General features: G+C 63.2%; 24 protein-coding genes. 16 read left to right on the forward strand and 8 right to left on the reverse strand.

The genetic code is table 11. The annotated features are described in order from the left end of the window. Positions 1-149: 149 nt before the first annotated feature. From AWB65_RS16905 to AWB65_RS16915, 3 genes are read left to right on the forward strand one after another with little or no spacing between them, the layout of a single operon-like run. Positions 150-1,421, forward strand: a complete 1,272-nt coding sequence (locus AWB65_RS16905) for a paraquat-inducible protein A (RefSeq protein WP_087668259.1) — start codon at positions 150-152, stop codon at positions 1,419-1,421. Continuing rightward, entirely contained in the window at positions 1,414-3,036 is a 1,623-nt protein-coding gene (locus AWB65_RS16910) for a PqiB family protein (protein ID WP_087668260.1), read from the forward strand. The genes AWB65_RS16905 and AWB65_RS16910 overlap by 8 nt, the downstream gene beginning before the upstream one ends. Further along, positions 3,036-3,650, forward strand: coding sequence for a PqiC family protein (locus AWB65_RS16915; RefSeq protein ID WP_087668261.1), 615 nt, complete (start codon positions 3,036-3,038; stop codon positions 3,648-3,650). The genes AWB65_RS16910 and AWB65_RS16915 overlap by 1 nt, the downstream gene beginning before the upstream one ends. Positions 3,651-3,669: 19 nt before the next feature. On the opposite strand, the gene AWB65_RS16920 is transcribed toward AWB65_RS16915, so the two are convergent. After that, positions 3,670-4,638, reverse strand: coding sequence for a transporter (locus AWB65_RS16920; RefSeq protein WP_235007653.1), 969 nt, complete (start codon positions 4,636-4,638; stop codon positions 3,670-3,672). Positions 4,639-5,006: 368 nt separating this feature from the next. Here AWB65_RS16920 and AWB65_RS16925 point away from each other — a divergent pair, with 368 nt between their 5' ends. Next, positions 5,007-5,291 carry a hypothetical protein gene (locus AWB65_RS16925; RefSeq protein ID WP_087668349.1) on the forward strand — a complete coding sequence of 95 codons (285 nt, stop codon included), beginning with the start codon at positions 5,007-5,009 and terminating at the stop codon, positions 5,289-5,291. A 31-nt stretch (positions 5,292-5,322) separates the two neighbouring features. Here AWB65_RS16925 and AWB65_RS16930 read toward each other — a convergent pair whose 3' ends face one another. The 3 genes from AWB65_RS16930 to lexA form a co-directional block, all read right to left on the reverse strand. After that, a complete protein-coding gene (locus AWB65_RS16930) occupies positions 5,323-5,907 on the reverse strand; it encodes a DUF2939 domain-containing protein (protein WP_087668262.1) in 585 nt (194 codons plus the stop codon). Between the two features lie 91 nt (positions 5,908-5,998). After that, positions 5,999-6,325 (reverse strand): hypothetical protein, encoded by a 327-nt coding sequence (locus AWB65_RS16935; protein ID WP_087668263.1) that lies wholly within the window; start codon positions 6,323-6,325, stop codon positions 5,999-6,001. A 132-nt stretch (positions 6,326-6,457) separates the two neighbouring features. Continuing rightward, the gene (gene lexA / locus AWB65_RS16940) at positions 6,458-7,114 is read right to left on the reverse strand and encodes a transcriptional repressor LexA (RefSeq protein ID WP_087668350.1); all 657 of its coding nucleotides are present in this window, start codon (positions 7,112-7,114) and stop codon (positions 6,458-6,460) included. 268 nt (positions 7,115-7,382) lie between these two features. Here lexA and AWB65_RS16945 point away from each other — a divergent pair, with 268 nt between their 5' ends. The 6 genes from AWB65_RS16945 (at position 7,383) to AWB65_RS16970 (ending at position 13,478) form a co-directional block, all read left to right on the forward strand. Next, positions 7,383-8,432, forward strand: coding sequence for a sulfate ABC transporter substrate-binding protein (locus AWB65_RS16945; protein ID WP_087668264.1), 1,050 nt, complete (start codon positions 7,383-7,385; stop codon positions 8,430-8,432). A 138-nt stretch (positions 8,433-8,570) separates the two neighbouring features. Next, the gene (cysT, locus tag AWB65_RS16950) at positions 8,571-9,461 is read left to right on the forward strand and encodes a sulfate ABC transporter permease subunit CysT (protein WP_087668265.1); all 891 of its coding nucleotides are present in this window, start codon (positions 8,571-8,573) and stop codon (positions 9,459-9,461) included. Further along, positions 9,458-10,390 carry a sulfate ABC transporter permease subunit CysW gene (gene cysW / locus AWB65_RS16955; protein ID WP_087657480.1) on the forward strand — a complete coding sequence of 311 codons (933 nt, stop codon included), beginning with the start codon at positions 9,458-9,460 and terminating at the stop codon, positions 10,388-10,390. Before cysT ends, cysW begins: the two co-directional genes overlap by 4 nt. A gap of 13 nt (positions 10,391-10,403) precedes the next feature. Then, entirely contained in the window at positions 10,404-11,462 is a 1,059-nt protein-coding gene (locus AWB65_RS16960; RefSeq protein ID WP_087668266.1) for a sulfate/molybdate ABC transporter ATP-binding protein, read from the forward strand. 22 nt (positions 11,463-11,484) lie between these two features. Then, a complete protein-coding gene (locus tag AWB65_RS16965) occupies positions 11,485-12,411 on the forward strand; it encodes a CysB family HTH-type transcriptional regulator (protein ID WP_087668267.1) in 927 nt (308 codons plus the stop codon). A 59-nt stretch (positions 12,412-12,470) separates the two neighbouring features. Then, positions 12,471-13,478 carry an asparaginase gene (locus AWB65_RS16970; protein ID WP_087668268.1) on the forward strand — a complete coding sequence of 336 codons (1,008 nt, stop codon included), beginning with the start codon at positions 12,471-12,473 and terminating at the stop codon, positions 13,476-13,478. Positions 13,479-13,528: 50 nt separating this feature from the next. On the opposite strand, the gene lysM is transcribed toward AWB65_RS16970, so the two are convergent. The 4 genes from lysM to gcl form a co-directional block, all read right to left on the reverse strand. Then, positions 13,529-14,023, reverse strand: a complete 495-nt coding sequence (lysM, locus tag AWB65_RS16975) for a peptidoglycan-binding protein LysM (RefSeq protein WP_087668269.1) — start codon at positions 14,021-14,023, stop codon at positions 13,529-13,531. 379 nt (positions 14,024-14,402) lie between these two features. Continuing rightward, positions 14,403-15,311 (reverse strand): 2-hydroxy-3-oxopropionate reductase, encoded by a 909-nt coding sequence (locus AWB65_RS16980; RefSeq protein WP_087668270.1) that lies wholly within the window; start codon positions 15,309-15,311, stop codon positions 14,403-14,405. A 70-nt stretch (positions 15,312-15,381) separates the two neighbouring features. Then, positions 15,382-16,182 carry a hydroxypyruvate isomerase gene (gene hyi / locus AWB65_RS16985; protein WP_087668271.1) on the reverse strand — a complete coding sequence of 267 codons (801 nt, stop codon included), beginning with the start codon at positions 16,180-16,182 and terminating at the stop codon, positions 15,382-15,384. Positions 16,183-16,225: 43 nt separating this feature from the next. Beyond that, positions 16,226-18,001: a glyoxylate carboligase gene (gcl, locus tag AWB65_RS16990; RefSeq protein ID WP_087657487.1), complete on the reverse strand. Its 1,776-nt coding sequence runs from the start codon at positions 17,999-18,001 to the stop codon at positions 16,226-16,228. A gap of 184 nt (positions 18,002-18,185) precedes the next feature. On the opposite strand from gcl, the gene AWB65_RS16995 reads away from it, so the two are divergent. The 6 genes from AWB65_RS16995 to AWB65_RS17020 all read left to right on the forward strand — a co-directional run bounded on the left by AWB65_RS16995 (position 18,186) and on the right by AWB65_RS17020 (position 22,252). Next, positions 18,186-19,097: a LysR family transcriptional regulator gene (locus AWB65_RS16995; RefSeq protein ID WP_087668272.1), complete on the forward strand. Its 912-nt coding sequence runs from the start codon at positions 18,186-18,188 to the stop codon at positions 19,095-19,097. Positions 19,098-19,277: 180 nt separating this feature from the next. Next, positions 19,278-19,649 carry a 30S ribosomal protein S6 gene (gene rpsF / locus AWB65_RS17000; RefSeq protein ID WP_087668273.1) on the forward strand — a complete coding sequence of 124 codons (372 nt, stop codon included), beginning with the start codon at positions 19,278-19,280 and terminating at the stop codon, positions 19,647-19,649. 32 nt (positions 19,650-19,681) lie between these two features. After that, positions 19,682-19,981 carry a primosomal replication protein N gene (priB, locus tag AWB65_RS17005; protein ID WP_087668274.1) on the forward strand — a complete coding sequence of 100 codons (300 nt, stop codon included), beginning with the start codon at positions 19,682-19,684 and terminating at the stop codon, positions 19,979-19,981. 2 nt (positions 19,982-19,983) lie between these two features. Then, the gene (gene rpsR / locus AWB65_RS17010; protein ID WP_087657491.1) at positions 19,984-20,259 is read left to right on the forward strand and encodes a 30S ribosomal protein S18; all 276 of its coding nucleotides are present in this window, start codon (positions 19,984-19,986) and stop codon (positions 20,257-20,259) included. Positions 20,260-20,286: 27 nt separating this feature from the next. After that, positions 20,287-20,742 carry a 50S ribosomal protein L9 gene (rplI, locus tag AWB65_RS17015; RefSeq protein ID WP_087668275.1) on the forward strand — a complete coding sequence of 152 codons (456 nt, stop codon included), beginning with the start codon at positions 20,287-20,289 and terminating at the stop codon, positions 20,740-20,742. 121 nt (positions 20,743-20,863) lie between these two features. Continuing rightward, positions 20,864-22,252, forward strand: a complete 1,389-nt coding sequence (locus tag AWB65_RS17020) for a replicative DNA helicase (protein ID WP_087668276.1) — start codon at positions 20,864-20,866, stop codon at positions 22,250-22,252. Positions 22,253-22,382: the final 130 nt, after the last annotated feature.

Genomic DNA, 22,382 nt, shown 5'->3' on the forward strand with positions numbered 1-22,382 from the left:
AAGTCGATGGGCGGCGGCTGGGTGACGAACGCCGAGCGCATGACCGCGACGATGTACGGCGCGAACGGCGGCCCGGTTGCCCCGGAAGCGGCCGCTCCTGCGTCGGCGGCGGCGCCGGCCTCGGCGGGAAGCACGCAGGGGCCGCCTCCATGAACGACGCACCGCTGATCGCCTGCCACGAGTGCGACCTGCTGCAACGCGAAACGGTGCTGCCGGGCGGTGGCACCGCGCGCTGCACGCGTTGCGGCGCGGAGCTGTATCGCAACCGTCCCGACAGCCTGAACCGTTCGCTCGCGCTGACGCTCGCGGCGATCGTGCTTTTCGGTATCGCGAATGCCTTTCCGATCGTGGGCCTCTCGGTGAACGGCGACATCGTGCAGACGACCCTGTTCGGCTCCGTCCGCATCCTGTATCGCGACGGCATGTGGCCGCTCGCCGGGCTCGTCCTCTTCACGACGCTCCTGATGCCGCTGCTGCAACTCGTGACGATCGCGTACCTGCTGCTGCCGTTGCGGCTCGGACGCCCGCCGCAACGGCCCGACGTCGCGTTCCGCTTCCTGCAATGGGCGGGCTCGTGGGGCATGACCGAGGTCCTGATCCTCGGCGTGCTGGTCGCGCTGGTGAAGCTCGCGCATATCGCGGGCGTGGTGCCGGGCATTGCGCTGTGGGCGTTCGGCGCGCTGATGCTGCTGCTCGCCGCCATCTCCGCCGCTTTCGATCCGCGCGAGTTCTGGGAACGCATCGCCACGCTGACGAGCGGCGCCACGCCGCGTGCCTACGCGCCTCACGTATCGGCTGCGGCGCATACCGCTGCGCGGGCCGGGCTCTTCACGTGCCACGATTGCGGCCTGCTTTCGAAGGCGGCGCCGCACGCGCACGACGCACGCTGCCCGCGCTGCGGCGCGGAACTTCACTTTCGCAAGCCCGAGAGCCTTGCCCGCACATGGGCGTTTCTGGTTGCCGCGATCATCTTGTACATCCCAGCCAACACCCTGCCGATGATGGACACGAGTTCGCTTTTCGGCGCGCAGAAGGACACGATCCTCTCCGGCGTCGTGTACCTGTGGACCTCGGGCTCGTGGCCGCTCGCGGTCGTGGTTTTCATCGCGAGCATCGCCGTGCCGATGCTCAAGATCCTCGCGCTGATCTTTCTCGTCGTGTCGGCGCAGGCGCGTTCAGGCTGGCAGCCGACGCAGCGAACGCGCATCTACCGGGTGGTGGAATTCGTCGGGCGCTGGTCGATGCTCGATATCTATGTCGTCACGCTGCTGGTCGCGCTCGTGCAGTTCAACGCGCTCGCGACGATTCACGCCGGGCCGGCCGCGATCGCATTCGGCGCGGTGGTCGTGCTCACGATGTTCGCCGCGATGTCGTTCGATCCGCGCCTGATCTGGGACGCGGCGGAGAAGAATCGTGGCTAGGCCACCCGATTCGCACGACGATCCCGAGTTCCCGGAAGCCGTCGCCAAGCCGCGCTCGCGCTTTCGCGTACAACTGGTGTGGCTCGTGCCGTTGATCGCGGTGCTGATCGGCGGGTGGCTCGCGGTGAAGGCGATTCTGGAGAAAGGCCCGACGATCACCATCAGCTTCGTCACCGGCGAGGGCCTGGAGGCGGGCAAGACCAAGATCAAGTTCAAGAACGTCGATATTGGCGTGGTCACGAGCGTCGTGCTGGCGCCGGATCACAAGCGCGTCGTCGCGACAGCGGAACTTTCCAAGGACGCAACCAGCATGCTCGTCGACGATACGCGCTTCTGGGTCGTGCGCCCGCGCATTTCGGGCGGCACGGTGTCGGGCATCGGCACGCTGTTGAGCGGCTCGTACATCGGCATGGACATCGGCACACAGACTAAGGAGCGGCGCGCATTTGTCGGGCTGGAGGTGCCGCCCGTCTTCGCGAGCGGCGTGCCGGGGCGCGAGTTCATGCTGAAGGCGGAAAACCTGGGCTCGCTCGACGTCGGCTCGCCTGTGTACTACCGGCGTTTGCAGGTGGGACAGGTCACGGCCTTCGAACTCGATGCCGACGGCTCCGGCGTCACCCTGCAGGTGTTCGTCAACGCGCCCTACGACAAATACGTGAAGGGCGACACGCGCTTCTGGCAGGCAAGCGGCATCGACGTCTCGCTCGATACAGGCGGCGTGAAGCTCAACACGGAATCGCTGGTGTCGATCCTGATCGGCGGCCTTGCTTTTCAGGGCGCGCCCGATTCGGTCGACGTCGCCGAGGCCGCGCCGCGTTCCGTCTTCGCGCTCTACGATACGCGTGCCGAAGCGATGAAGCGCCACGACCGCATCGTCGACGACTACGTGTTCAATTTCAAGGAATCGGTGCGCGGCCTCACGGTGGGCGCGCCGGTCGATTTCCGGGGCATCGTCGTGGGCGAGGTGGCGGCGATCAACACGCGCTACGACCCGGTCAAGCGCGAGTTCAGCATCCCGGTCGAAGTGCATTTCTATCCGGAGCGCTTCACGTCGCGCTACGAATCCGGCGAAAAGGGCGGCAGAGTCGGCGGCGATCGGCGCGCGCTCGCGCAGATGCTGGTCGAGAACGGCCTGCGCGCGCAGTTGCGAACCGGAAGCCTGCTAACCGGGCAGCTTTACATAGCCGTCGACTTCTTCCCGAATGCGCCGAAGGCTTCGATGAACTGGGACAGGCAGCCGCCCGAAATGCCGACGGTGCCAGGCGGCTTGCAGTCGCTGCAGGATTCGGTGACGGCGCTGATCGCGCGGCTGAACAAAATTCCGTTCGAAGGCATCGGGAAAGACCTGCGCGGCACGCTGAACACAGCGGACAAGCTGCTCAAGACACTCGATACGAGCGTCGCACCCGAGGCGCGGGATACCTTGCGCGCCGCGCGCACGGCACTCGATGCCGCCGACCGCACGCTCAAGCCCGACTCCGCGATCGCGCAGAGCACGACAGAAACGTTGCGCGAACTGTCGCGCACGGCGGCGGCGTTCCGCGCGCTCGCCGAATATCTCGAACGCCATCCCGAGGCGCTCATTCGTGGCAAGCCGGCGGAGGAGAAACCGTGATGCGCTTCCTGAACGTCGCGGCGGTGTTGATCGCGATGATGTCGATGCTGGCCGGCGGCTGTTCGACGTCGCCGCGCGCGTCCTTCTATACGTTGAGCCCGATGGCTCCTTCGGCTTCGTCTTCGTCGGAAAGTGCTCCCGTGGCAGTGCAGCCGCCGCCGCTGCGCGTCATGATCGACGCGATCACCGTGCCGGAACTCGTCGAGCGGCCCCAGTTCGTGCTGAGAACCGGCGCGACGCAAGTGACCATCGACGAGTTCGCGCGCTGGGCCGATCCGTTGCGCAGCCAGATTTCGCGCGTGCTCGCGGCGAACCTCTCGCAGTTGCTGCCGGGCGCGCTGGTCTCAGGGTATGCGCAGGCGCCGGACAGTCCGGACGCGTACCGCGTGCGGATCGACGTGCAAAGCTTCGAATCCGCGCCGGGCGAGATGGCGACGATCGCGGTGCTGTGGTCGGTGCGACCGCCGAAGGGCGCGGCGGTCACCGGCCGGACCATCGCGCATGAACCTGTTAGTGCAGCCGGGTACGACGCGCTCGTCGATGCGCACAGCCGGGCGCTCGCCAAGTTGAGCGGGGACATTGCTGACGCGATTCGGCTGGCGGCACGGCAGTAAGCCGATCGCGTGAGCCGTCTCAACGATTGAACCACCGGTATTGGAGCGCGGCAGAAAACGTCTGGAAATTTCCGCCGGCGCTCGCCGTCAGCCCGCGCGACCAGCCGAACTTCGCCGACCACTGCGCGGCGAGCGGCACGGACAGCGTCAAACCGTAGCGCACCGTGCGCTGCAGGTCCTCGTTCTCGACACCGTCCACGCTCGTGCGACCGCCCGTGTAGTACGTGACGTCCGCAGCGATCCAGAGGCCCGGGTGCCAGCCATAGCCGCCGTGCAACTGAAAGACCGGCAGCGGGGACTGGCTGCGCCGATGGCCGTTGAAGAAATCGGAGTTGTCGGCGAAAACCCACACGCCTGCCGAGCCCTCGATGAACCATTTGCCGATCGGCTGCGACAGCCCGATTTCCGGCTTGAATGCCCAACGATTCGCGCCGACGTTGACGAGACGGGTGGGCCAGTATTGTCCGGTCGGCGCGGCGATGCTCAGACTCGCGCCGAGTGTGGTAGTCGGCGTGCGGCGGGCGAACTCTTCCGGCGTGAGCGCCGAACTCCCCAGCAGAATCACGGCGAATCTGAAGCGGAAGTCCGCCATGCCTGACCGGTAGGCATGGCCGGGCGTGCCCTCCACGTTGCCCGTGAGATCAGCGTTGGCGTAGGGGAGCAACGCGGCGATGCTTGCGGTATGCCCGGCCAGGCCGAAACTGTGCGAGTAGCCGACGGAATAGGCGTTGATCTTCGCCTGCAGGTCGGTGACGGGCAGGGAAGGGTCGAGCAGAACCTGGCCGCTGGACCGCGCATAGTTCAACACGGCGAAGTTCGTTCCGACCGGAACATCCGAGTAGGCGCGGGGTTCCATTTCCTGCGCAGCCGCCGACGCCGCCCATTGCAAGGCCAAGGCCGCACTCGCCCGCCCGAGGCGGCGCAGCGCGCGTATCTCCATGCGGACGTTCGTGCGATGCGAGCCTGCCGATGCTGCCGCTGTCGTCATATGCCCGGCCTCTTCGTCTGATCGGTGGCCACGGAGCGCGTGACGCCCCACGCATACCGTCGCGGACGCGCGGCGAAGAGGCAATAGGACCAAGGTCCAATGCGTGGCGCTTCGAATGGGGCTAAGCTGGAATTCGATCTCGCCCGCAGCAGCGGTCGCTCGGATTAGCGAGCCGCAGGCTTTGTTTTCTCGACACCCCACACCGATTCGCCCCGCGAATCGCCATCAAGCCTGTTCTTTGCGGTGCCAGGCAAACGGCCTTGGGAGCCGTCTCCGGACTACACGATCGCGTGGTCGTTCATCGGCTGCGCGCTGACACGGCGCCCCGGCGTCCGAGGACGGGCGATCGACCATCACAGGAGGTGATGATGAAAGTACTCGCGATATTGACGTGCCTGATGCTTTGCTCGAATGCATTCGCGGAGTGCACCACGAACGCACGCGGCATGACCCGATGCAACAATGGAGAAGCGGCTGGCGGCTACAACGCGAACCGGGGCACCGCGTGGAAGTCGGACAAAAATGAGGCCGGCGTGGCGACCACGCAGACGAGCAAGGGCGGCGAAGCGAAGACGAAGAACGGAAAGGGCGTGTACAAGAGCCCGAGCGGCAAGACTTGTGTCAAGACCGCGAACAACCAGGGCTGTAACTGAGGGCGCGTGCTTTTTTAACCCTCTCGCGACCTCAACCGTTCAAATCCACGGCCACCAGTTTCCACGACACCAGTCCACTACGGTGGAAGATCGCGGAATAGCGCGCGTCGCCCGCGCCGTGCTGGTAGGTCACGACGAAGGTATTGACGCTCCGATACCCCGCCGTGGTCTGCGGCGGCTTCGGTGCTTCCAGAGCGGGAGCCGGAACGGAGGCTACGCCGCTGTCACTCGCCGCCGAAGGCACAGGCGGCCGCTCACCCGGATCGCCGCGCGGCGGAACGCCGTTGAGAATCGCCGCCACGCCATCCGGCGTCGCGTAAGAATCGACGAGCGGGCCGACCAGCGCCGCGCCGATCATCGCGCCGATCACGGCAAGCGGATTGCCGCTCTTCTGGATATCGATACGGCGCGTCAGCAGTTCGGTCACCTGCTGCTTCAGACTGTCGCGCAGCGCGGGGAAATCGACGTATTCGTTGACGGTCTGCGCGTCGCGGGCGTCGGCGGCGCGTTTGACGCGATCGAGCGCGATATACGGCGATGCGTACACGAAACCGAGTGCCGCGACGACAACGATCACGACGAGCGCGATAAGAACCGATCTGGTAGTGCGGGTCATTCGATGAAATACCCTCGCGTTTCGTGGAGTCAGTTAATGGACCGCACCAACGCGAGATTTATCCCGATACCCGCACACAACCCGCAAAAACTCACGCAAAAAGCCCGCCGGCAACACCCGCGCGCTCTTCATCGATGCACCGGTCGATCATGCGCGAGACTTCGTCGATATTGCCGACCATGATCACGCGCGACTGCCCGCGATACACGCGCACCGGCGCGCGCCGCTGGGCATCCGGATGCACCGACGCATTGAGCGACACCCGGGCGAACGCAGGCTGGCTCGAGGGCAGCGCGGGCATCTCATCAAAAAGTCCTGGCGCCGTGTCGGGCTCCGGCGCTTTGCAGGAAATCAGCGAGCGCAGATACCGCAGACGGCCGAACTGACGAAAAGGCAGCAAACGGGCAAAACGTTCCATGATGTTTCTCCAGGCGACAGGACGCACGGCGGCTTGCCGAGGCGTCGGCAGCCGTCAGACATTGATGGATGGAAGAGTGACCTAAGCAGATGCCCGATGGGCACTACATGCTTGATACCAACGGCTCGAAAGTCAGAACTCGCCCGAGCGAATCAGCCCGACCGCGATGCCTTCGAGCGCGAACTCCGCGCTGCCGGATTTTACGAAGATGTTTTCGTAATCCGGATTCTCCGCAATCAACTCGACGCCATCCTTCCGGCGCTTCCAGCGCTTGACGGTGACGTCGTCCCCCAGACGGGCGACGACGATCTGGCCGTCCTTCGCCTCGCTTTTCTTCTGCACCGCGAGCAGGTCGCCGTCGAAGATGCCGGCGTCGCGCATCGACAGGCCGCGCACTTTCAGCAAATAGTCCGGCCGGCTCGAAAAGAGCGCCGGATCGAACGAATAGGTCTGTGCGATGTGTTCCTGCGCGAGGATCGGGCTGCCCGCCGCCACGCGCCCGACGAGCGGCAGCGACAACTGCATGATGCTCGCGTGCGGCAGCGTCAATTGATGCGGCCCGTCTTCACCTCGGTCCCCGCCGATCAGGCGGATTCCACGCGACGCGCCCGCCGCCAGTTCGATCACGCCCTTGCGGGCCAGCGCGCGCAAATGCTCCTCGGCCGAGTTCGCCGACGAAAAACCGAGCTCCGCGGCGATCTCGGCTCGCGTGGGCGGAAACCCCGTGCGGTCGATCGCGCGCTGGAGCAGTTCGAACACCTGTTGCTGCCGTGCGGTTAGTTTGCTCATCTTGTTCACTGGCTCGGGCCTCTGGTGCACTGTATGGATGGACAGGTGACTGTATTTTTATACAGTATTCCCAGCTTTTCAAGCTTTACTTTAAGTTCGCCCTCCCGGACGCCATTTCACACGTGATCACGGCGCTTCCGAAGCCGCAACGCCGCATCGGACGGTCGTTAGCACTTTTGCATCTAAAAGAATGAAGAACGATTATTTTTAATAATGAGACGGCCTCGATAGACTGCGATCGTCAACTCAATAAAAGGGAGTGCGGGGAATGGATAGTCGGAAATCGGGAAAAGGCGCGGGATTACGCGCGCGCACACGCGGACTGTTTGCGGCACTCTTGCTGGGTGCGGTTGCGGGGTTGGGCGCGGTTCAGGCGGCGCACGCGCAAACCGCGTTCCTCAATGTCTCCTACGATCCGACCCGCGAGTTGTATCAGGACTTCAACCAGGCTTTCGCCAAGAAGTGGAAGGCCGACACCGGCGAAACGGTGACGTTCAAGCAGTCGCACGGCGGTTCGGGCGGTCAGGCGCGCGCGGTGCTCGACGGATTGCAGGCCGATGTCGTGACCCTCGCGCTCGCCTATGACATCGATGCGCTCGCCGCCAAGGGCCTCGTCGATCAGAACTGGCAGAAGCGCTTGCCGGACAACGCTTCGCCGTACACGTCGACGATCGTATTCCTCGTGCGAAAGGGCAATCCGAAGCAGATCAAGGACTGGCCTGACCTGACGAAGCCGGGCGTTTCGATCGTGACGCCGAATCCGAAGACCTCGGGCGGCGCGCGCTGGAACTATCTCGCGGCGTGGGCCTTCGCGCAGCATCAGCCCGGCGGCAACGAGCAGACCGCAAAGGATTTCGTGACGAAGCTCTACAAGAACGCAGGCGTGCTCGACTCGGGCGCGCGCGGCGCGACGACGAGTTTCGTGCAGCGCGGCCAGGGCGACGTGCTGATCGCCTGGGAAAACGAGGCGTTCCTGTCGGTGAAGGAGTTCGGTACGGACAAGTTCGAGATCGTGGTGCCGTCGGTGAGCATTCTGGCCGAGCCGCCGGTTTCGGTCGTCGACAAGGTTGCGGATCGTCATGGCACGCGCAAGCTCGCCGACGCGTACCTGAAGTACCTGTATAGCGAGGAAGGGCAGGAGATCGCGGCGCGCAACTTCTATCGTCCGCGTTCGACGAAGGTCCCGGCGGAGCTGACGAAGCAGTTTCCGAAGCTGAAGCTCTACACGATCGACGATACGTTCGGCGGCTGGACCAAGGCGCAAAAGACGCACTTCGCCGACGGCGGCGTCTTCGATTCGATCTATCAGCCGCAGTAAGGCAGGTTGCGCATGACAAGGGGCATCGCGAGAGCGATGCCCCTTCAAGCACATGAAGCGGCGCAATTGACGACCGCCTATGGACCAAGCAGTGATGTGCGCCAGGACCCAGGCGCGCTGGAACAGGACGAATCAAGGATGACGACTTTCACTTTCCGCAAACCGAGCGCGCTGCCGGGCTTCGGGCTGACCCTTGGCATCACGGTGGCTTATCTGAGCCTCGTGGTGCTGATTCCGCTCGCGGCCACCTTCGCGAAGACGGCCACGCTCGACTGGGCGCAGTTCGTGCGCGCCGTCACGTCGCCGCGCGTGCTGGCTTCCTACCGGCTGACGTTCAGCGCAGCGCTCGGCGGCGCGCTGATCAACGCCGTGTTCGGTTTTCTCGTCGCGTGGGTGCTCGTGCGCTACACGTTCCCCTTCAAACGCGTCGTCGATGCCGTCGTCGACCTGCCGTTCGCGCTGCCGACGTCCGTCGCGGGCATTTCGCTCGCCGCGGTCTACGCCGAGAACGGATGGATCGGGCAATTTCTCGCGCCGCTCGGCATCAAGGTGGCATTTACGCCGCTCGGCGTACTCGTCGCGCTGACGTTCATCGGCTTGCCATTCGTCGTGCGGACCGTGCAGCCGGTGCTGGAGGACTTCGAGCGCGAGCAGGAAGAGGCAGCCGCTTGCCTCGGTGCGACGCGCTGGCTCACGTTCCGGCGCGTCGTGCTGCCGTCGCTCTTTCCGGCGCTGCTGACGGGCTTCGCGCTCGCGTTCGCGCGCGCGCTCGGCGAATACGGCTCGGTGATCTTCATCGCGGGCAACGTGCCGATGAAGTCCGAGATCACGTCGCTACTCATCATCACGAAGCTCGAACAGTACGACTACGCGGGCGCCACTGCGATCGCGGTCGTGATGCTGTGCGTGTCGTTCCTGATGCTGCTCCTCATCAACACGCTCCAGTGGTTCCTGCAGCGCCGCACGAGCAAGACGGGCGCGGTGCCGGTGGTCGTGGGATCGCTGCACATCGAAGGGGGTCGCGCATGAGCACGCCAAGTCCGAAAGCCGTTTCGATCGATGCGTCCGCGCGCCTCGCGGAGCACAAGCTCGATCCCGTCACCGAGTCGCGCGCCGTGCGCTACGTGCTGATCACGATTTCGCTCGTGTTCCTCGCGCTGTTCCTGGTCGTGCCGCTCGCCGCCGTGTTCGTACAGGCATTCGCTAAGGGCATCGACTACTACTTCGATTCGCTGAAGGACCCGGATGCGTGGTCCGCGATCAAGCTCACGCTGCTTACGGCCGCGATCGCCGTGCCGCTTAACGTGGTGTTCGGACTCGCGGCGTCGTGGGCGATCGCGAAGTTCGAGTTCAAGGGCAAGGCGCTCCTCACGACACTCATCGACTTGCCGTTCTCCGTCTCGCCGGTGATCTCCGGCCTGATCTACGTGCTGATGTTCGGCGCGCAAGGCTGGTTCGGCCCGTGGCTGATCTCGCACGACGTGCAGATCATCTTCGCCGTACCGGGCATCGTCCTCGCGACGATTTTCGTCACGTTCCCGTTCGTCGCGCGCGAATTGATCCCGCTGATGCAGGCGCAGGGCAATGACGAGGAAGAGGCCGCGCACGTGCTCGGCGCATCGGGCTGGCAGATCTTCCGCCGCGTGACGCTGCCGAACGTGAAGTGGGGCCTGCTCTACGGCGTGATTCTGTGTAACGCGCGGGCGATGGGCGAGTTCGGCGCGGTATCGGTGGTCTCGGGCCACATCCGCGGACAAACCGACACCATGCCGCTGCACGTCGAGATCCTCTACAACGAGTACAACTTCTCGGCCGCGTTCGCGGTGGCGTCGCTGCTCGCGCTGCTGGCGCTCGTCACGCTCGGGCTCAAGCTCATCGCGGAGCGCCGCATGTCGCAATCGATCAAGGAAGCACAGGCTTTGCCGTACGAGGCGCCTGTCACGTCCATTCAGAACTGAAGGCGGGAACATCATGAGCATCATCGTTCGCAATCTGCAAAAACGCTTCGGCGATTTCGCCGCGCTCGACAACGTCACGCTCGATTTTCCGGCGGGCGAACTCGTCGCGCTGCTTGGGCCGTCGGGCTGCGGCAAGACCACGCTCCTGCGCGTGATCGCGGGCCTCGAATACGCCGATGCGGGACAGGTCGTGCTGCACGGCGAGGACGTTGCCGAGGTCGGCGCGCGTGAGCGTCAAGTGGGATTCGTGTTCCAGCATTACGCGCTCTTTCGCCACATGACGGTGTTCGAGAACGTCGCGTTTGGTCTGCGCGTGAAGCCGCGCCGCGAGCGGCCTCCGGAAGCCGTGATCCGCGAGAAGGTGCATGAGCTGCTGAAGCTCGTGCAGCTCGACTGGCTCGCGCAGCGCTTTCCGTCGGAGCTTTCGGGTGGTCAACGTCAGCGGATCGCGCTTGCTCGCGCGCTGGCGGTCGAACCGAAGGTGCTGTTGCTCGACGAGCCGTTCGGCGCGCTCGATGCCAAGGTCCGCAAGGAATTGCGCAGCTGGCTGCGGCGCCTGCACGACGAGCTTCACATCTCGACGATCTTCGTCACGCATGACCAGGAAGAAGCGCTCGAAGTGGCGGACCGGATCGTCGTGTTGAATCGCGGGCACGTGGAGCAGGTCGGCAGCCCGCAGGACGTCTACGATCATCCGCAAACGTCGTTTGTGTACGAGTTCCTCGGCGCGGCGAACCGGCTGAAGGGCAGCGTCGATGCGAACGGTTTCGTGGCACAAGGCGCGGCCAAGCCGATCGCCGCCGATGCGAACTTCGCCGGCCCCGCGCTCGCGTATGTGCGGCCGCACGACCTCACGCTGTATCCGACGGAGTCGGGTCATCGCGACGGCATCGTCGTCGATGTCAGGCGCGTCGTGACGCTCGGCGGCTCGGTGCGCATCGAGCTGGAAGGCAGCGAGGGCAACGTGCTCGAAGCCGAACTCGATCGCGAGACGTGGCGCGAGCTGAACCTGAATATCGGCGATGGGGTGACCGCCGTGCCGCGCGTGCTGCGCGTGTTCCCCGCGCAATGACATCAATAGAAGAGAGGCTCACATGAACTTCCAGCAACTGCGTTTCGTGCGCGAGGCCGTGCGTCAGAACATGAACCTGACCGAGGTCGCCAATGTGCTTTACACGTCGCAGTCGGGCGTGTCGAAGCAGATCAAGGATCTCGAGGACGAACTCGGCGTCGATATCTTCATCCGGCGCGGCAAGCGGCTGACCGGGCTCACCGAGCCGGGCAAGGAAGTGCATCAGCTGATCGAGCGGATGCTGCTGGATGCGGAAAATTTGCGGCGGGTCGCGCGTCAGTTCGCGGATCAGGACAACGGGCATCTCGTCGTCGCGACGACGCACACGCAGGCGCGTTACGCGCTGCCGAAGGTGATCCGGCAGTTCACGGAAGTGTTTCCGAAGGTGCACCTTGCGTTGCGGCAGGGCAGCCCGCAGCAGATCGCGCAGATGATCATCAATGGCGAGGCCGATATCGGCATTTCGACAGAAGCGCTGGACCGGTATCCGGATATCGTCACGTTTCCGTGCTATTCGTGGCATCACGTGGTCGTCGTGCCCAAGGATCATCCGCTGGTCGGGCGCGAGAACATCACGCTCGAAGAGGTTGCCGAGTATCCGATCGTCACGTATGACAATGACTTCACCGGACGGTCGCATGTGGATCAGGCGTTCGCGAAGGTCGGCGCGCTGCCCGATGTCGTGCTGACAGCCATCGACGCCGATGTGATCAAGACGTATGTCGAGCTCGGGATGGGGATCGGCATCGTCGCGGCGATGGCGTATGACGCCAAGCGCGATACGGAGCTCGTGGCGCTCGAGACGCAGCATCTGTTCGAGGCAAATACGACTCGCGTCGGGCTGCGAAAAGGGGCGTTCCTGCGGGCGTATGCGTATAGGCTGATCGAAATGTTTGCGCCTCAGCTGGATGAAGCGGAGATTGCCAGCCAGTTGAGGGAAGCGGCTTAGGGTTTGTCGGTGGCGCTTGGACACGGTGAAACCTCAAGCGCCAACGTACAATTGCGTGGATGGAACCCATCAAAACCTTAAACGCGCGGATCGCCGTCCTGGCGACGGGCGGAACCATCGCAGGCCAGGCCGGCGATGCATCCAAAACCGCTGGCTACAAGGCTGGGGTCGTCGGTGTCGACAAATTGCTCGAAGCCGTCCCGGCGCTGTCGCAAGTGGCGCAGATCCACGCCGAGCAGATAGCGAGCATCGACAGCAAGGACATGAGCACCGCGCTCTGGATCGCGCTGAGCCAGCGCATCAATGCGCTGCTCGCTCAGGACGATATCGATGGCATCGTCGTCACGCACGGCACCGATACGCTCGAAGAAACCGCCTATTTCCTGCACCTCACGGTGAAAAGCGACAAGCCCGTCGTGCTGACAGCCGCGATGCGCCCATCGACTGCGCTCTCCGCCGACGGCCCATTGAATCTTCTGAACGCGGTGACCGTCGCGGCGCAAAAATGCGCATGGAAGCAGGGCGTGCTGGTGGCGTTCAATAACCAGATCCACAGCGCGCGTGACGTCACCAAGACCAGCACCTACGCCGTCGATGCTTTTCGCTCGCCTGAGGTGGGCGCGCTGGGCTGGGTGCAGGATGGCCGCGTCGAATTCCAGCGCGCGGCCGTGCGTCCTCACACGACGCAAGCCCCGTTCGATACGCAAGCCGCGCTGCCTGCGGTCGAAATCGTCGCGAGCTATGCGGGTGCGTCGCGTGCTGCGATCGATGCGTTCGTCGGCGGTGGCGTGAAAGGCATCGTGATCGCGGGCACAGGGAACGGCTCGGTACACGCGACGCTTCAGCAAGCCCTTGCCGATGCGACGAAACAGGGCGTAGCGGTCGTGCGCTCATCGCGCGTCGGCTCGGGCCACGTGATGCGCAACGGCGCGGCATCGGACGATGCGCTCGGGTCGGTCAGCGCCGGCACGCTGAACCCATACAAAGCACGCGTGCTCTTGATGCTGGCGCTCGCCGCCAACATAACGAAACCCGCAGCAATCCAGCAGACATTCGATACTTTCTGAAATAAAAAACGCGAACCGAGGTTCGCGTTTTTCATTGGGGCAGGGCAGGTTCAGGCTGCAGCCGGAATCCGCAACACCTGTCCCGGATAGATCTTGTCCGGGCTCTTGAGCATGGGTTTGTTCGCCTCGAAGATGAGGTCGTTCTTCGCGCCGTTGCCGTAGTACTTCTCGGCGATCTTCCAGAGGTTGTCGCCCGACACGACCGTATGGAACTGCGATTCCGCCGCCGGATTCGACACGCTCAACTGGTCGTTCACCTTGTCGACGTGCTGCACGTTACCCGCTGCGACGAGGATCTTCTCCTTCGTCGCCTGATCGGCCGCCTGGCCCGACACCGTCACGGTGTGCGAAGCGCCGTCATACGCGACCGCGAGATTGTCCGCATCGAGACCCTGCGAGCGGATATACGTGGCGATGGCATCGCCTGCCTTCTTGTTGAGCGCCGCGACATCGACGGGCGCGGGGGCCGCCTGAGCCTGGGCAGGGGCCGATACCGCTCCGAACAGCTTCTCGCCTGCGTCCTTGATAAAACTGAGAATACCCATTGTTTAAGCTCCTTAAGTAACGACAGTATCGAAACGAACCGCGGTTGAACCGCTCGCGCAGTCTAGGCAAATTAGTCGCGCGGTCCATCAGATAGTTCTGAGAATCGTTAGCTGGAGTTGTAACAATGAAAGAAGGAAAGGAAAAAGGGCTGGCGCGACCGCGACGATCGATGACATGCCTGTGACATGCACACCGAACGCAACGATCGAGCCAACCCTTTCACTGAATTCGATTAAATCCGACGCGGACACCCGACGAAAACCGTCTGACCGACCAAGGCTTCCCCGGCGCCGCCGGGTGCCGCTCTCGGACCCCACTTGCCGCCCTCAGCCCAGAGCGGCAGTTGTCCCGCGTGCCCATACGCGGGACGCCCCACGGTCAGGCCGCCTTCGCCGCTTCTACCGGCTCTTCGGCAACCTTGAAGTTCGACATGATTTCGAGCGCGCGCACGAGGCCCGAGTGGTCCCATGCCTTGCCGCCATTCGCGGCGCACACGCTGAACAGTTGCTGCGCACTCGCGGTGTGCGGGAGGGCCAGGCCCATCTTGCGTGCACCATCGAGGGCGAGATTCAGGTCCTTCTGGTGCAGTTCGATCCGGAAGCCTGGGTTGAACGTGCGCTTGGTCATGCGCTCGCCGTGCACTTCGAGAATGCGCGACGATGCAAAACCGCCCATCAGCGCTTTGCGCACGCGCTCCGGATCGGCGCCCGAACGCGATGCGAAAAGCAGCGCTTCGGCGACCGCTTCGATGTTCAGCGCGACGATGATCTGGTTCGCGACCTTGCACGTCTGGCCCGCGCCGTTATCGCCGATGAGGGAAATATTCTTGCCCATCAGGTCGAACAGCGGCTTCGCGATATCGAACGAACGCTCCGGGCCGCCGACCATGATCGTGAGCGTTGCTTCGCGTGCGCCCACTTCGCCGCCCGAGACCGGTGCGTCGAGGTAATCGCAGCCGAGCGCGTTGATCTTCTTCGCGAATTCCTGCGTGTCGAGCGGGGAGATCGAGCTCATGTCGATCACGAGCTTGCCCTTCGTCAGACCCTTCGCGACGCCGTCATCGGCGAAGAGGACGTTCGCGACGTCGGGCGTATCCGGCACCATCGTGATGACGATGTCGCTTGTCAGCGCGACGGCGGTGGAATCGGGCACGACGCTCGTTTGCGAGCGGATGTCGTCCGGCACCGGGAACTTGCCGTTCACGACCAGCTTGTGCCCGCCCTTCAGGAGGTTGCGCGCCATGTGCGCGCCCATGATGCCGAGTCCGATGAATCCGATTGTTGCCATTCTTCAAAGTCTCCTTTTGTGGACGAGAGTGAGTGCCTACACTCGTCCCATGCAAAATAGTGGCGAAGCTTCAAGCCGCAGCGCGCGCGTTCTGTCCGGCGATTTCCTGAAGCCAGCCAAGCCCTTCGACAGTCGTCGCACGCGGCTTGTACTCGCAGCCGATCCACCCTTCGTAACCGATCGAATCGAGCAGGGCGAACAGATACGCGTAGTTGATCTCGCCCGTGCCCGGTTCGTTGCGGCCGGGGTTGTCGGCGAGCTGGACGTGCGCGATCGACGGCAGGTTCTTCTTGATCGTTGCGGCCAGTTCGCCTTCCATGCGCTGCATGTGATAGATGTCGTACTGCAGGAACAGGTTGTCCGAGCCGACCGCGCGGATCACGTCGAGCCCTTCGGCCGAGCGGTTCAGCGCAAAGCCCGGAATATCGTACGAGTTGCACGGCTCGACCAGCAGCTTGATGCCTTCCTTCTTCAGCGCGGCCGCAGCGAAGCCGAGGTTTTCGATGATCGTCGCGCGCGCCTGCTGGACGCTCACGCCAGCCGTCGGGATGCCCACGAGGCAGTTCAGTTGCGGCACCTTCAACGCTTTCGCGTATTCGATCGCGCGGCCGACGCCTTCACGAAACTCGCCCACCCGATCCGGCAGACACGCGATACCGCGCTCGCCGGCTTCCCAGTTGCCCGCGGGCAGGTTGTGCAGCACGAGCTTCAGGTTGTTGTCGGCGAGACGGCTTTGCAGATCGCTGATCGAGTACGGATACGGGAACAGGAACTCGACCGCTTCGAAGCCCGCGTCCGCTGCCGCCGCGAAGCGGTCGAGGAACGGAACTTCGTTAAACAGCATGGTCAGGTTCGCAGCAAATTTCGGCATTTTTCTTCCTGATGGTCGGTCAGTGGATATTCAGCTTCAGCCTTCAGTCGAGCGGCGTGATCGCGGTCGGCGCGTCTTCCTTCTTTTCAGCGAGTTCTTCGAACTCGTTGATCGCGTCGATTTCAGTGCCCATCGAGATGTTCGTCACACGTTCGAGAATCATCTCGACGACGACCGGCACCTGATGCTCGTTCATCAGCGCATGAGCCTGCTTGAGCGCCGGAGCGATGTCCTCGGGCTTGAACACGCGGATCGCCTTGCAGCCGAGGCCTTCGGCGACCGCAACGTGATCGACGCCGTAGCCGTCGAGTTCAGGCGCGTTGATGTTGTCGAACGCGAGCTGCACGCAGTAGTCCATCTCGAAGCCGCGCTGCGCCTGGCGAATCAGCCCGAGGTACGAGTTGTTCACCACAACGTGGATGTACGGCAGCTTGAACTGCGCGCCCACGGCCAGTTCTTCGATCATGAACTGGAAATCGTAGTCGCCGGAGAGCGCGACGATCGGACGCTGCGGATCGGCCGCACGCACGCCGAGCGCTGCCGGAATCGTCCAGCCGAGCGGGCCCGCCTGACCGCAGTTGATCCAGTTGCGCGCCTTGAACACGTGCAGGAACTGGGCGCCGGCGATCTGCGAGAGACCGATCGTCGTGACGAAGCACGTATCGCGGCCGAACGCCTGGTTCATCTCTTCGTAGACGCGCTGCGGTTTCATCGGCACGTTCTCGAAGTGCGTCTTGCGCAGCATCGTGCTCTTGCGTTCCTGGCAGTCGCGCACCCATGCGCTGCGGTCCTTCAGCTTGCCCGCGGCCTTCCATTCCTTCGCCACTTCGACGAACACTTCGAGCGCGAACTTCGCATCCGACACGATGCCGAGATCCGGGCCGAACACGCGGCCGATCTGCGTCGGTTCGATATCGACGTGCACGAACTTGCGGCCCTTCGTGTACACCTCGACGCTGCCCGTGTGACGGTTCGCCCAGCGGTTGCCGATGCCGAGCACGAAGTCGGAAGCGAGCATCGTCGCGTTGCCGTAGCGGTGCGAGGTCTGCAAGCCGCACATGCCGGCCATCAGCGGATGGTCGTCGGGGATCGCGCCCCACGACATCAGGGTCGGGATCACGGGCACGCCGAGCGTTTCCGCGAATTCCACGAGGAGATCCTCGGCCACCGCGTTCAGCACGCCGCCGCCCGAAACGATCAGCGGCTTGTCCGCGTCGTTCAGCATCGTCAATGCTTTTTCGACTTGCGCGCGCGTCGCTTTCGGCTTGTAGATCGGCAGCGGTTCGTAGGTGTCGATGTCGAATTCGATCTCGGCCATTTGCACGTCGATCGGCAAGTCGACCAGCACCGGACCCGGACGGCCCGAGCGCATCAGGTGGAACGCCTGCTGGAACACGCGCGGCACGAGCGCCGGCTCGCGCACGGTCACCGCCCATTTCGTGACGGGCTTCGCGATCGACTCGATATCGACGGCCTGGAAGTCTTCCTTGTAGAGCCGCGCCCGGGGCGCCTGGCCGGTGATCGCGAGGATCGGGATCGAATCGGCCTGGGCGGAATAGAGACCTGTGATCATGTCGGTGCCGGCCGGGCCCGACGTGCCGATGCACACGCCGATGTTGCCCGGAGCGGCACGCGTATAACCTTCGGCCATGTGCGACGCACCTTCGACGTGCCGTGCCAGCACATGGCTGATGCTGCCGGCCTTGCGCAACGCCGAGTAGAACGGGTTGATCGCGGCGCCCGGCACACCGAACGCGGTGTCGATGCCTTCTTTTTCCAGCACGAGGACGGCTGCGTCGACTGCTCTCATCTTGGCCATGAGTGTCTCCTTCCTTTATCTCATCCGATTGTTTCTGACTGCATCAAAGCAGGGTTGAGATGGACTTTAAGCGCACACCAAAGTCTTGATAAGATCAGCTCAGGTCGTTTTTTTACTAACAAAAAGTATTGAATCGCGCGATCGGGCCAGCAGAGCCGATCAGAGCGCGACAAGGAGACGCCAAATGGATCGATTCAAGCAGATAGAAACGTTCGTGCGCGTCGCGGAGGCGGGCAGCCTCGCGGCGGCGGCGCTGGAGGAGGGCGTGTCGCCGGTGATTCTCGGGCGGCGCATCGACGCGCTGGAAAAGCGCCTCGGCGTGAAACTGATGTATCGATCGACGCGGCGGCTCGTCGTCAGCGAAGACGGCGCGGCTTTTCTCGATCGATGCCGGCATTTGCTGACCGAATGGGATCAGGCGGAAAACGAGCTCGCAGCGGGACGCCGCGCGGTGAACGGCCATCTGATCGTATCGGCGCCCGCGGCGTTCGGACGGATGCACGTCGCGCCGCACGCGCCGCCGTTCATCGCTGACAAGCCGGAATTGCAGATGTCGTTCAACCTGACGGACCGCGTCGTGGATCTGGTGCGCGAGGGCTATGACCTGTCGATCCGGATCGGCGGAGCGGTCGATCCGAACTTCGTCGCGGTGAAGCTGGCGAACAACCGGCGCGTGGTGTGCGGCACGCCCGAATATTTCCGGAAGCACGGCAAGCCCAAATCGCTCGACGACCTGCCCGCGCACAACTGCCTCGCGTTCAACTTGCAGGGTGGACAGAATCGCGGCTGGTATTTCCGGCGCAACGGCAAGCTCGCGACCGTGCGCGTGTCCGGCAATCTCGATTGCAACGACGGCGAACTGCTGCATCGATGGATGTCGGAGGGTCTCGGGCTCGGCTGGCGTTCGACGTGGGAAATCCAGCGGCAACTGGCGGCGGGCGAACTGGAAACCGTCCTCGACGAATACGCGCTCCCCGACTATGACATCCTCGCCGTCTATCCGCAGCAGCGCTACGTGCCGGCGAGAGTACGCTACTTCATTGATTATCTTAAGGAAATCTATGCGCAGCCGGATTACTGGAGCCGCGCGCCGTGATTCCGGGGGCGCTGCGGGCCGGAAACGCTAAATCATTGAAAAGACAGTGGAAGTCATTCGAGAAATGCCCGTCGAGCTTGCGCGGACGGGTGCCAGCAGTTACAATCTTGGGCTTCTCACTTGCCGCACCGGTCCGACGCCCGGGTGGCTTTAATCCACAAGTCAGCACAAGGAGTGAATATGCGTCATTACGAAATCGTATTTATCGTGCATCCCGATCAGAGCGAGCAAGTGCCCGCCATGATCGAGCGTTACAAGAGCACGATCACCACGCACGGCGGCCAGATCCACCGTATCGAAGACTGGGGCCGCCGTCAGCTGGCCTACATGATCGAGAAACTCGCGAAGGCTCACTACGTCTGCATGAACATCGAGTGCAATCAGGAAACGCTCGAAGAACTCGAACACGCGTTCAAGTTCAACGACGCAGTTCTGCGCCACCTGATCGTCAAGCTGAAGAAGGCCGAAACCGGCCCGTCGCCGATGATGAAGGAAGTGCAGCGCGAAGAAGCCAAGAAGGCGGCCTCCCAGCCGACCGAAGCGCAGGCTTAAGGCGATTTGATTCGTCAGCCACCAGAAATCAAGTGAACCGGCTGCAACTGACAGCAAGCGTCGTGGAACGCGAACCGGTGCGGTACACCCCCGCCGGCGTCCCGATCGCAAGCTGCACGTTGCATCACCGCACGGAAGTCGTCGAAGCCGGTATCGCCCGGCAAGTCGAACTGACCATGCTGGCGGTAGCGGCCGGTGAGGCGAGCGGCAGACTGGAAAGCTGTCAGATGGGCGTGGAAACACGTTTCACCGGCTTTCTGGCGAAAAAGAGCCGCAACGCGCGAACCCTGGTGTTTCACATCACAGAATTGCAGGATATTGGAAAGGACTGAACATGCCCCGCCCGACTGGTAAGAAATTCGACAAGCGTCGTCAGCAACAAAACCCGCTCTTCAAGCGCAAGAAGTTCTGCCGTTTCACGGCCGCCAACGTCGAGTACATCGACTACAAGGACACGGAAACGCTGAAGGACTTCATCGGCGAGAACGGCAAGATCACGCCGGCTCGTCTGACGGGTACGAAGGCTCACTATCAACGTCAGCTCGACACGGCAATCAAGCGCGCGCGTTTTCTCGCGCTCCTGCCGTACACCGACCTGCACAAGGCCTAATCAGACGACGGTATAAGGAACAGCCAAATGCAAATCATTCTTTTGGAAAAAGTCGTCAACCTGGGCAACCTGGGCGACATCGTGAAGGTCAAGGACGGCTACGCCCGTAACTTCCTGATCCCCGGCAAGAAAGCACGCCGCGCAACGAAGGACGCCATCGCCGAATTCGAAGTGCGTCGCGCCGATCTCGAAAAGGTCGCCGCTGAAAAGCTGGCAACCGCTACGGCCGCAGGCGAAAAGCTGAACGGCGCAACCGTTCAGATCTCGCAGAAGGCCGGCGTCGACGGCCGTCTGTTCGGTTCGGTGACGAACGCGGACATCGCTGAGGCGCTCAAGAAGCAAGGCCTGGCCGAAGTGGAAAAGGCGCAAGTGCGCCTGCCGGAAGGCCCGCTGAAGCTGGTCGGCGACCACGCGATTCAAGTCGCGCTGCACACCGACGTCGTGGTCGACGTCACCGTGTCGGTGCTCGGCGAACACGCTTGAGTCCGCGAGCGTTCATCTGTAACGCTCGACGCTTGACGTAGGAAAAGAAGGGCAGGAACCGCGCGCGGTTCCTGCCTTTTTTGTTGGCCGCGGCCGGTCATTTCATCGATAATTCCACCCCATGAACGCTCCGTCGAAAGATCCGCAACTCGATGCGCTGAAGGTCCCGCCGCATTCGATCGAAGCCGAACAGTCCGTCATCGGCGGCCTGCTGCTGGACAACGCCGCGTGGGACCGCATCGCCGATGTCATGTCGCACAGCGACTTTTATCGCTACGACCATCGGATCATTTATGAACATATCGGCAAGCTGATCGCGGGCACGCGTCCCGCCGACGTCATCACCGTTCACGAAGCGCTGAGCACGGCGGGCAAAGCCGACGAAGTCGGCGGCCTCGCGTACCTGAACGCACTCGCGCAGAACACGCCGAGCGCCGCGAACATCCGTCGATATGCGGAAATCGTGCGTGATCGCGCGGTGCTGCGGCGGCTTGTGTCGGTGGCCGATGAAATCTCCGCCGACGCCTTCAATCCGCAAGGCAAGGAAGTGCGCCAGTTGCTCGACGAAGCCGAGGCGAAGGTCTTCTCGATCGCCGAAGACGGCGCGCGCGGCACGCAGGGCTTTCTCGAGATCGGGCCGCTGCTGACGCAAGTCGTCGAGCGTATCGACACGCTTTATCACACCGCGAATCCGAGCGACGTCACCGGCACACCGACGGGTTTTGTCGACCTCGACCGGATGACTTCCGGCATGCACGGCGGCGAACTGATCATCGTGGCGGGGCGGCCGTCGATGGGTAAAACGGCGTTTTCGATGAACATCGGCGAGTACGTCGCCGTCGAGTACGGCCTGCCGGTCGCGGTGTTCTCGATGGAAATGCCGGGCACGCAATTGACGATGCGGATGCTCGGGTCGGTCGGACGGCTCGACCAGCATCGCATGCGAACCGGGCGCCTCACCGACGAAGACTGGCCGAAGCTCACGCACGCCGTGCAGAAAATGAGCGAGGCACAACTATTCATCGACGAAACCGGCGGCCTGAATCCGATGGAATTGCGCTCGCGCTCGAGGCGTCTCGCGCGGCAATGCGGCAAGCTCGGGCTCATCATCGTCGACTATTTGCAGCTGATGTCGGGCTCGGGGAATAGCGGCGAAAATCGCGCGACCGAAATCTCCGAAATTTCGCGCTCGCTGAAGAGCCTCGCGAAGGAACTCGACGTGCCTGTGATCGCGCTTTCGCAGTTGAATCGCGGACTCGAACAGCGGCCGAACAAGCGCCCCATCATGTCCGACCTGCGCGAATCCGGCGCTATCGAGCAGGACGCGGACGTCATCCTTTTCATCTACCGCGACGAAGTCTATAACCCCGACAGCCCCGACAAAGGCACGGCGGAAATCATCATCGGCAAGCAACGGAATGGGCCGATCGGTCCGATCCGACTCACGTTCCACGGTCAATACACGAAGTTTGACAACTTCGCTGGCGCCCAGAGTTTCTACGGCGAGTAAATCCGTGCGTCAATCGGCCGTTATCCTGCGGCCATCCTGCAACAAGAACGCGAGAACCGGCGCGGGTGCGCCGGCTGTCGCGCAAAGGTACAATGTGTCGGTTTGATGTCACACACATTTGACCCATCTA

This window comes from Caballeronia humi (genome assembly GCF_001544475.1).
GTDB lineage: Bacteria > Pseudomonadota > Gammaproteobacteria > Burkholderiales > Burkholderiaceae > Caballeronia > Caballeronia humi.

What these genes read in the sequence shown, in the direction of transcription:
- AWB65_RS16905 (WP_087668259.1), top strand. Translation starts at nt 150, where the DNA reads ATGAACGACGCACCGCTGATCGCCTGCCACGAGTGCGACCTGCTGCAA.
- AWB65_RS16915 (WP_087668261.1), top strand. Translation starts at nt 3,036, where the DNA reads ATGCGCTTCCTGAACGTCGCGGCGGTGTTGATCGCGATGATGTCGATG.
- AWB65_RS16920 (WP_235007653.1), bottom strand. Translation starts at nt 4,638, where the DNA reads ATGACGACAGCGGCAGCATCGGCAGGCTCGCATCGCACGAACGTCCGC.
- AWB65_RS16925 (WP_087668349.1), top strand. Translation starts at nt 5,007, where the DNA reads ATGAAAGTACTCGCGATATTGACGTGCCTGATGCTTTGCTCGAATGCA.
- AWB65_RS16930 (WP_087668262.1), bottom strand. Translation starts at nt 5,907, where the DNA reads ATGACCCGCACTACCAGATCGGTTCTTATCGCGCTCGTCGTGATCGTT.
- AWB65_RS16935 (WP_087668263.1), bottom strand. Translation starts at nt 6,325, where the DNA reads ATGGAACGTTTTGCCCGTTTGCTGCCTTTTCGTCAGTTCGGCCGTCTG.
- lexA (WP_087668350.1), bottom strand. Translation starts at nt 7,114, where the DNA reads ATGAGCAAACTAACCGCACGGCAGCAACAGGTGTTCGAACTGCTCCAG.
- AWB65_RS16945 (WP_087668264.1), top strand. Translation starts at nt 7,383, where the DNA reads ATGGATAGTCGGAAATCGGGAAAAGGCGCGGGATTACGCGCGCGCACA.
- cysT (WP_087668265.1), top strand. Translation starts at nt 8,571, where the DNA reads ATGACGACTTTCACTTTCCGCAAACCGAGCGCGCTGCCGGGCTTCGGG.
- cysW (WP_087657480.1), top strand. Translation starts at nt 9,458, where the DNA reads ATGAGCACGCCAAGTCCGAAAGCCGTTTCGATCGATGCGTCCGCGCGC.
- AWB65_RS16960 (WP_087668266.1), top strand. Translation starts at nt 10,404, where the DNA reads ATGAGCATCATCGTTCGCAATCTGCAAAAACGCTTCGGCGATTTCGCC.
- AWB65_RS16965 (WP_087668267.1), top strand. Translation starts at nt 11,485, where the DNA reads ATGAACTTCCAGCAACTGCGTTTCGTGCGCGAGGCCGTGCGTCAGAAC.
- AWB65_RS16970 (WP_087668268.1), top strand. Translation starts at nt 12,471, where the DNA reads ATGGAACCCATCAAAACCTTAAACGCGCGGATCGCCGTCCTGGCGACG.
- lysM (WP_087668269.1), bottom strand. Translation starts at nt 14,023, where the DNA reads ATGGGTATTCTCAGTTTTATCAAGGACGCAGGCGAGAAGCTGTTCGGA.
- AWB65_RS16980 (WP_087668270.1), bottom strand. Translation starts at nt 15,311, where the DNA reads ATGGCAACAATCGGATTCATCGGACTCGGCATCATGGGCGCGCACATG.
- hyi (WP_087668271.1), bottom strand. Translation starts at nt 16,182, where the DNA reads ATGCCGAAATTTGCTGCGAACCTGACCATGCTGTTTAACGAAGTTCCG.
- gcl (WP_087657487.1), bottom strand. Translation starts at nt 18,001, where the DNA reads ATGGCCAAGATGAGAGCAGTCGACGCAGCCGTCCTCGTGCTGGAAAAA.
- AWB65_RS16995 (WP_087668272.1), top strand. Translation starts at nt 18,186, where the DNA reads ATGGATCGATTCAAGCAGATAGAAACGTTCGTGCGCGTCGCGGAGGCG.
- rpsF (WP_087668273.1), top strand. Translation starts at nt 19,278, where the DNA reads ATGCGTCATTACGAAATCGTATTTATCGTGCATCCCGATCAGAGCGAG.
- rpsR (WP_087657491.1), top strand. Translation starts at nt 19,984, where the DNA reads ATGCCCCGCCCGACTGGTAAGAAATTCGACAAGCGTCGTCAGCAACAA.
- rplI (WP_087668275.1), top strand. Translation starts at nt 20,287, where the DNA reads ATGCAAATCATTCTTTTGGAAAAAGTCGTCAACCTGGGCAACCTGGGC.
- AWB65_RS17020 (WP_087668276.1), top strand. Translation starts at nt 20,864, where the DNA reads ATGAACGCTCCGTCGAAAGATCCGCAACTCGATGCGCTGAAGGTCCCG.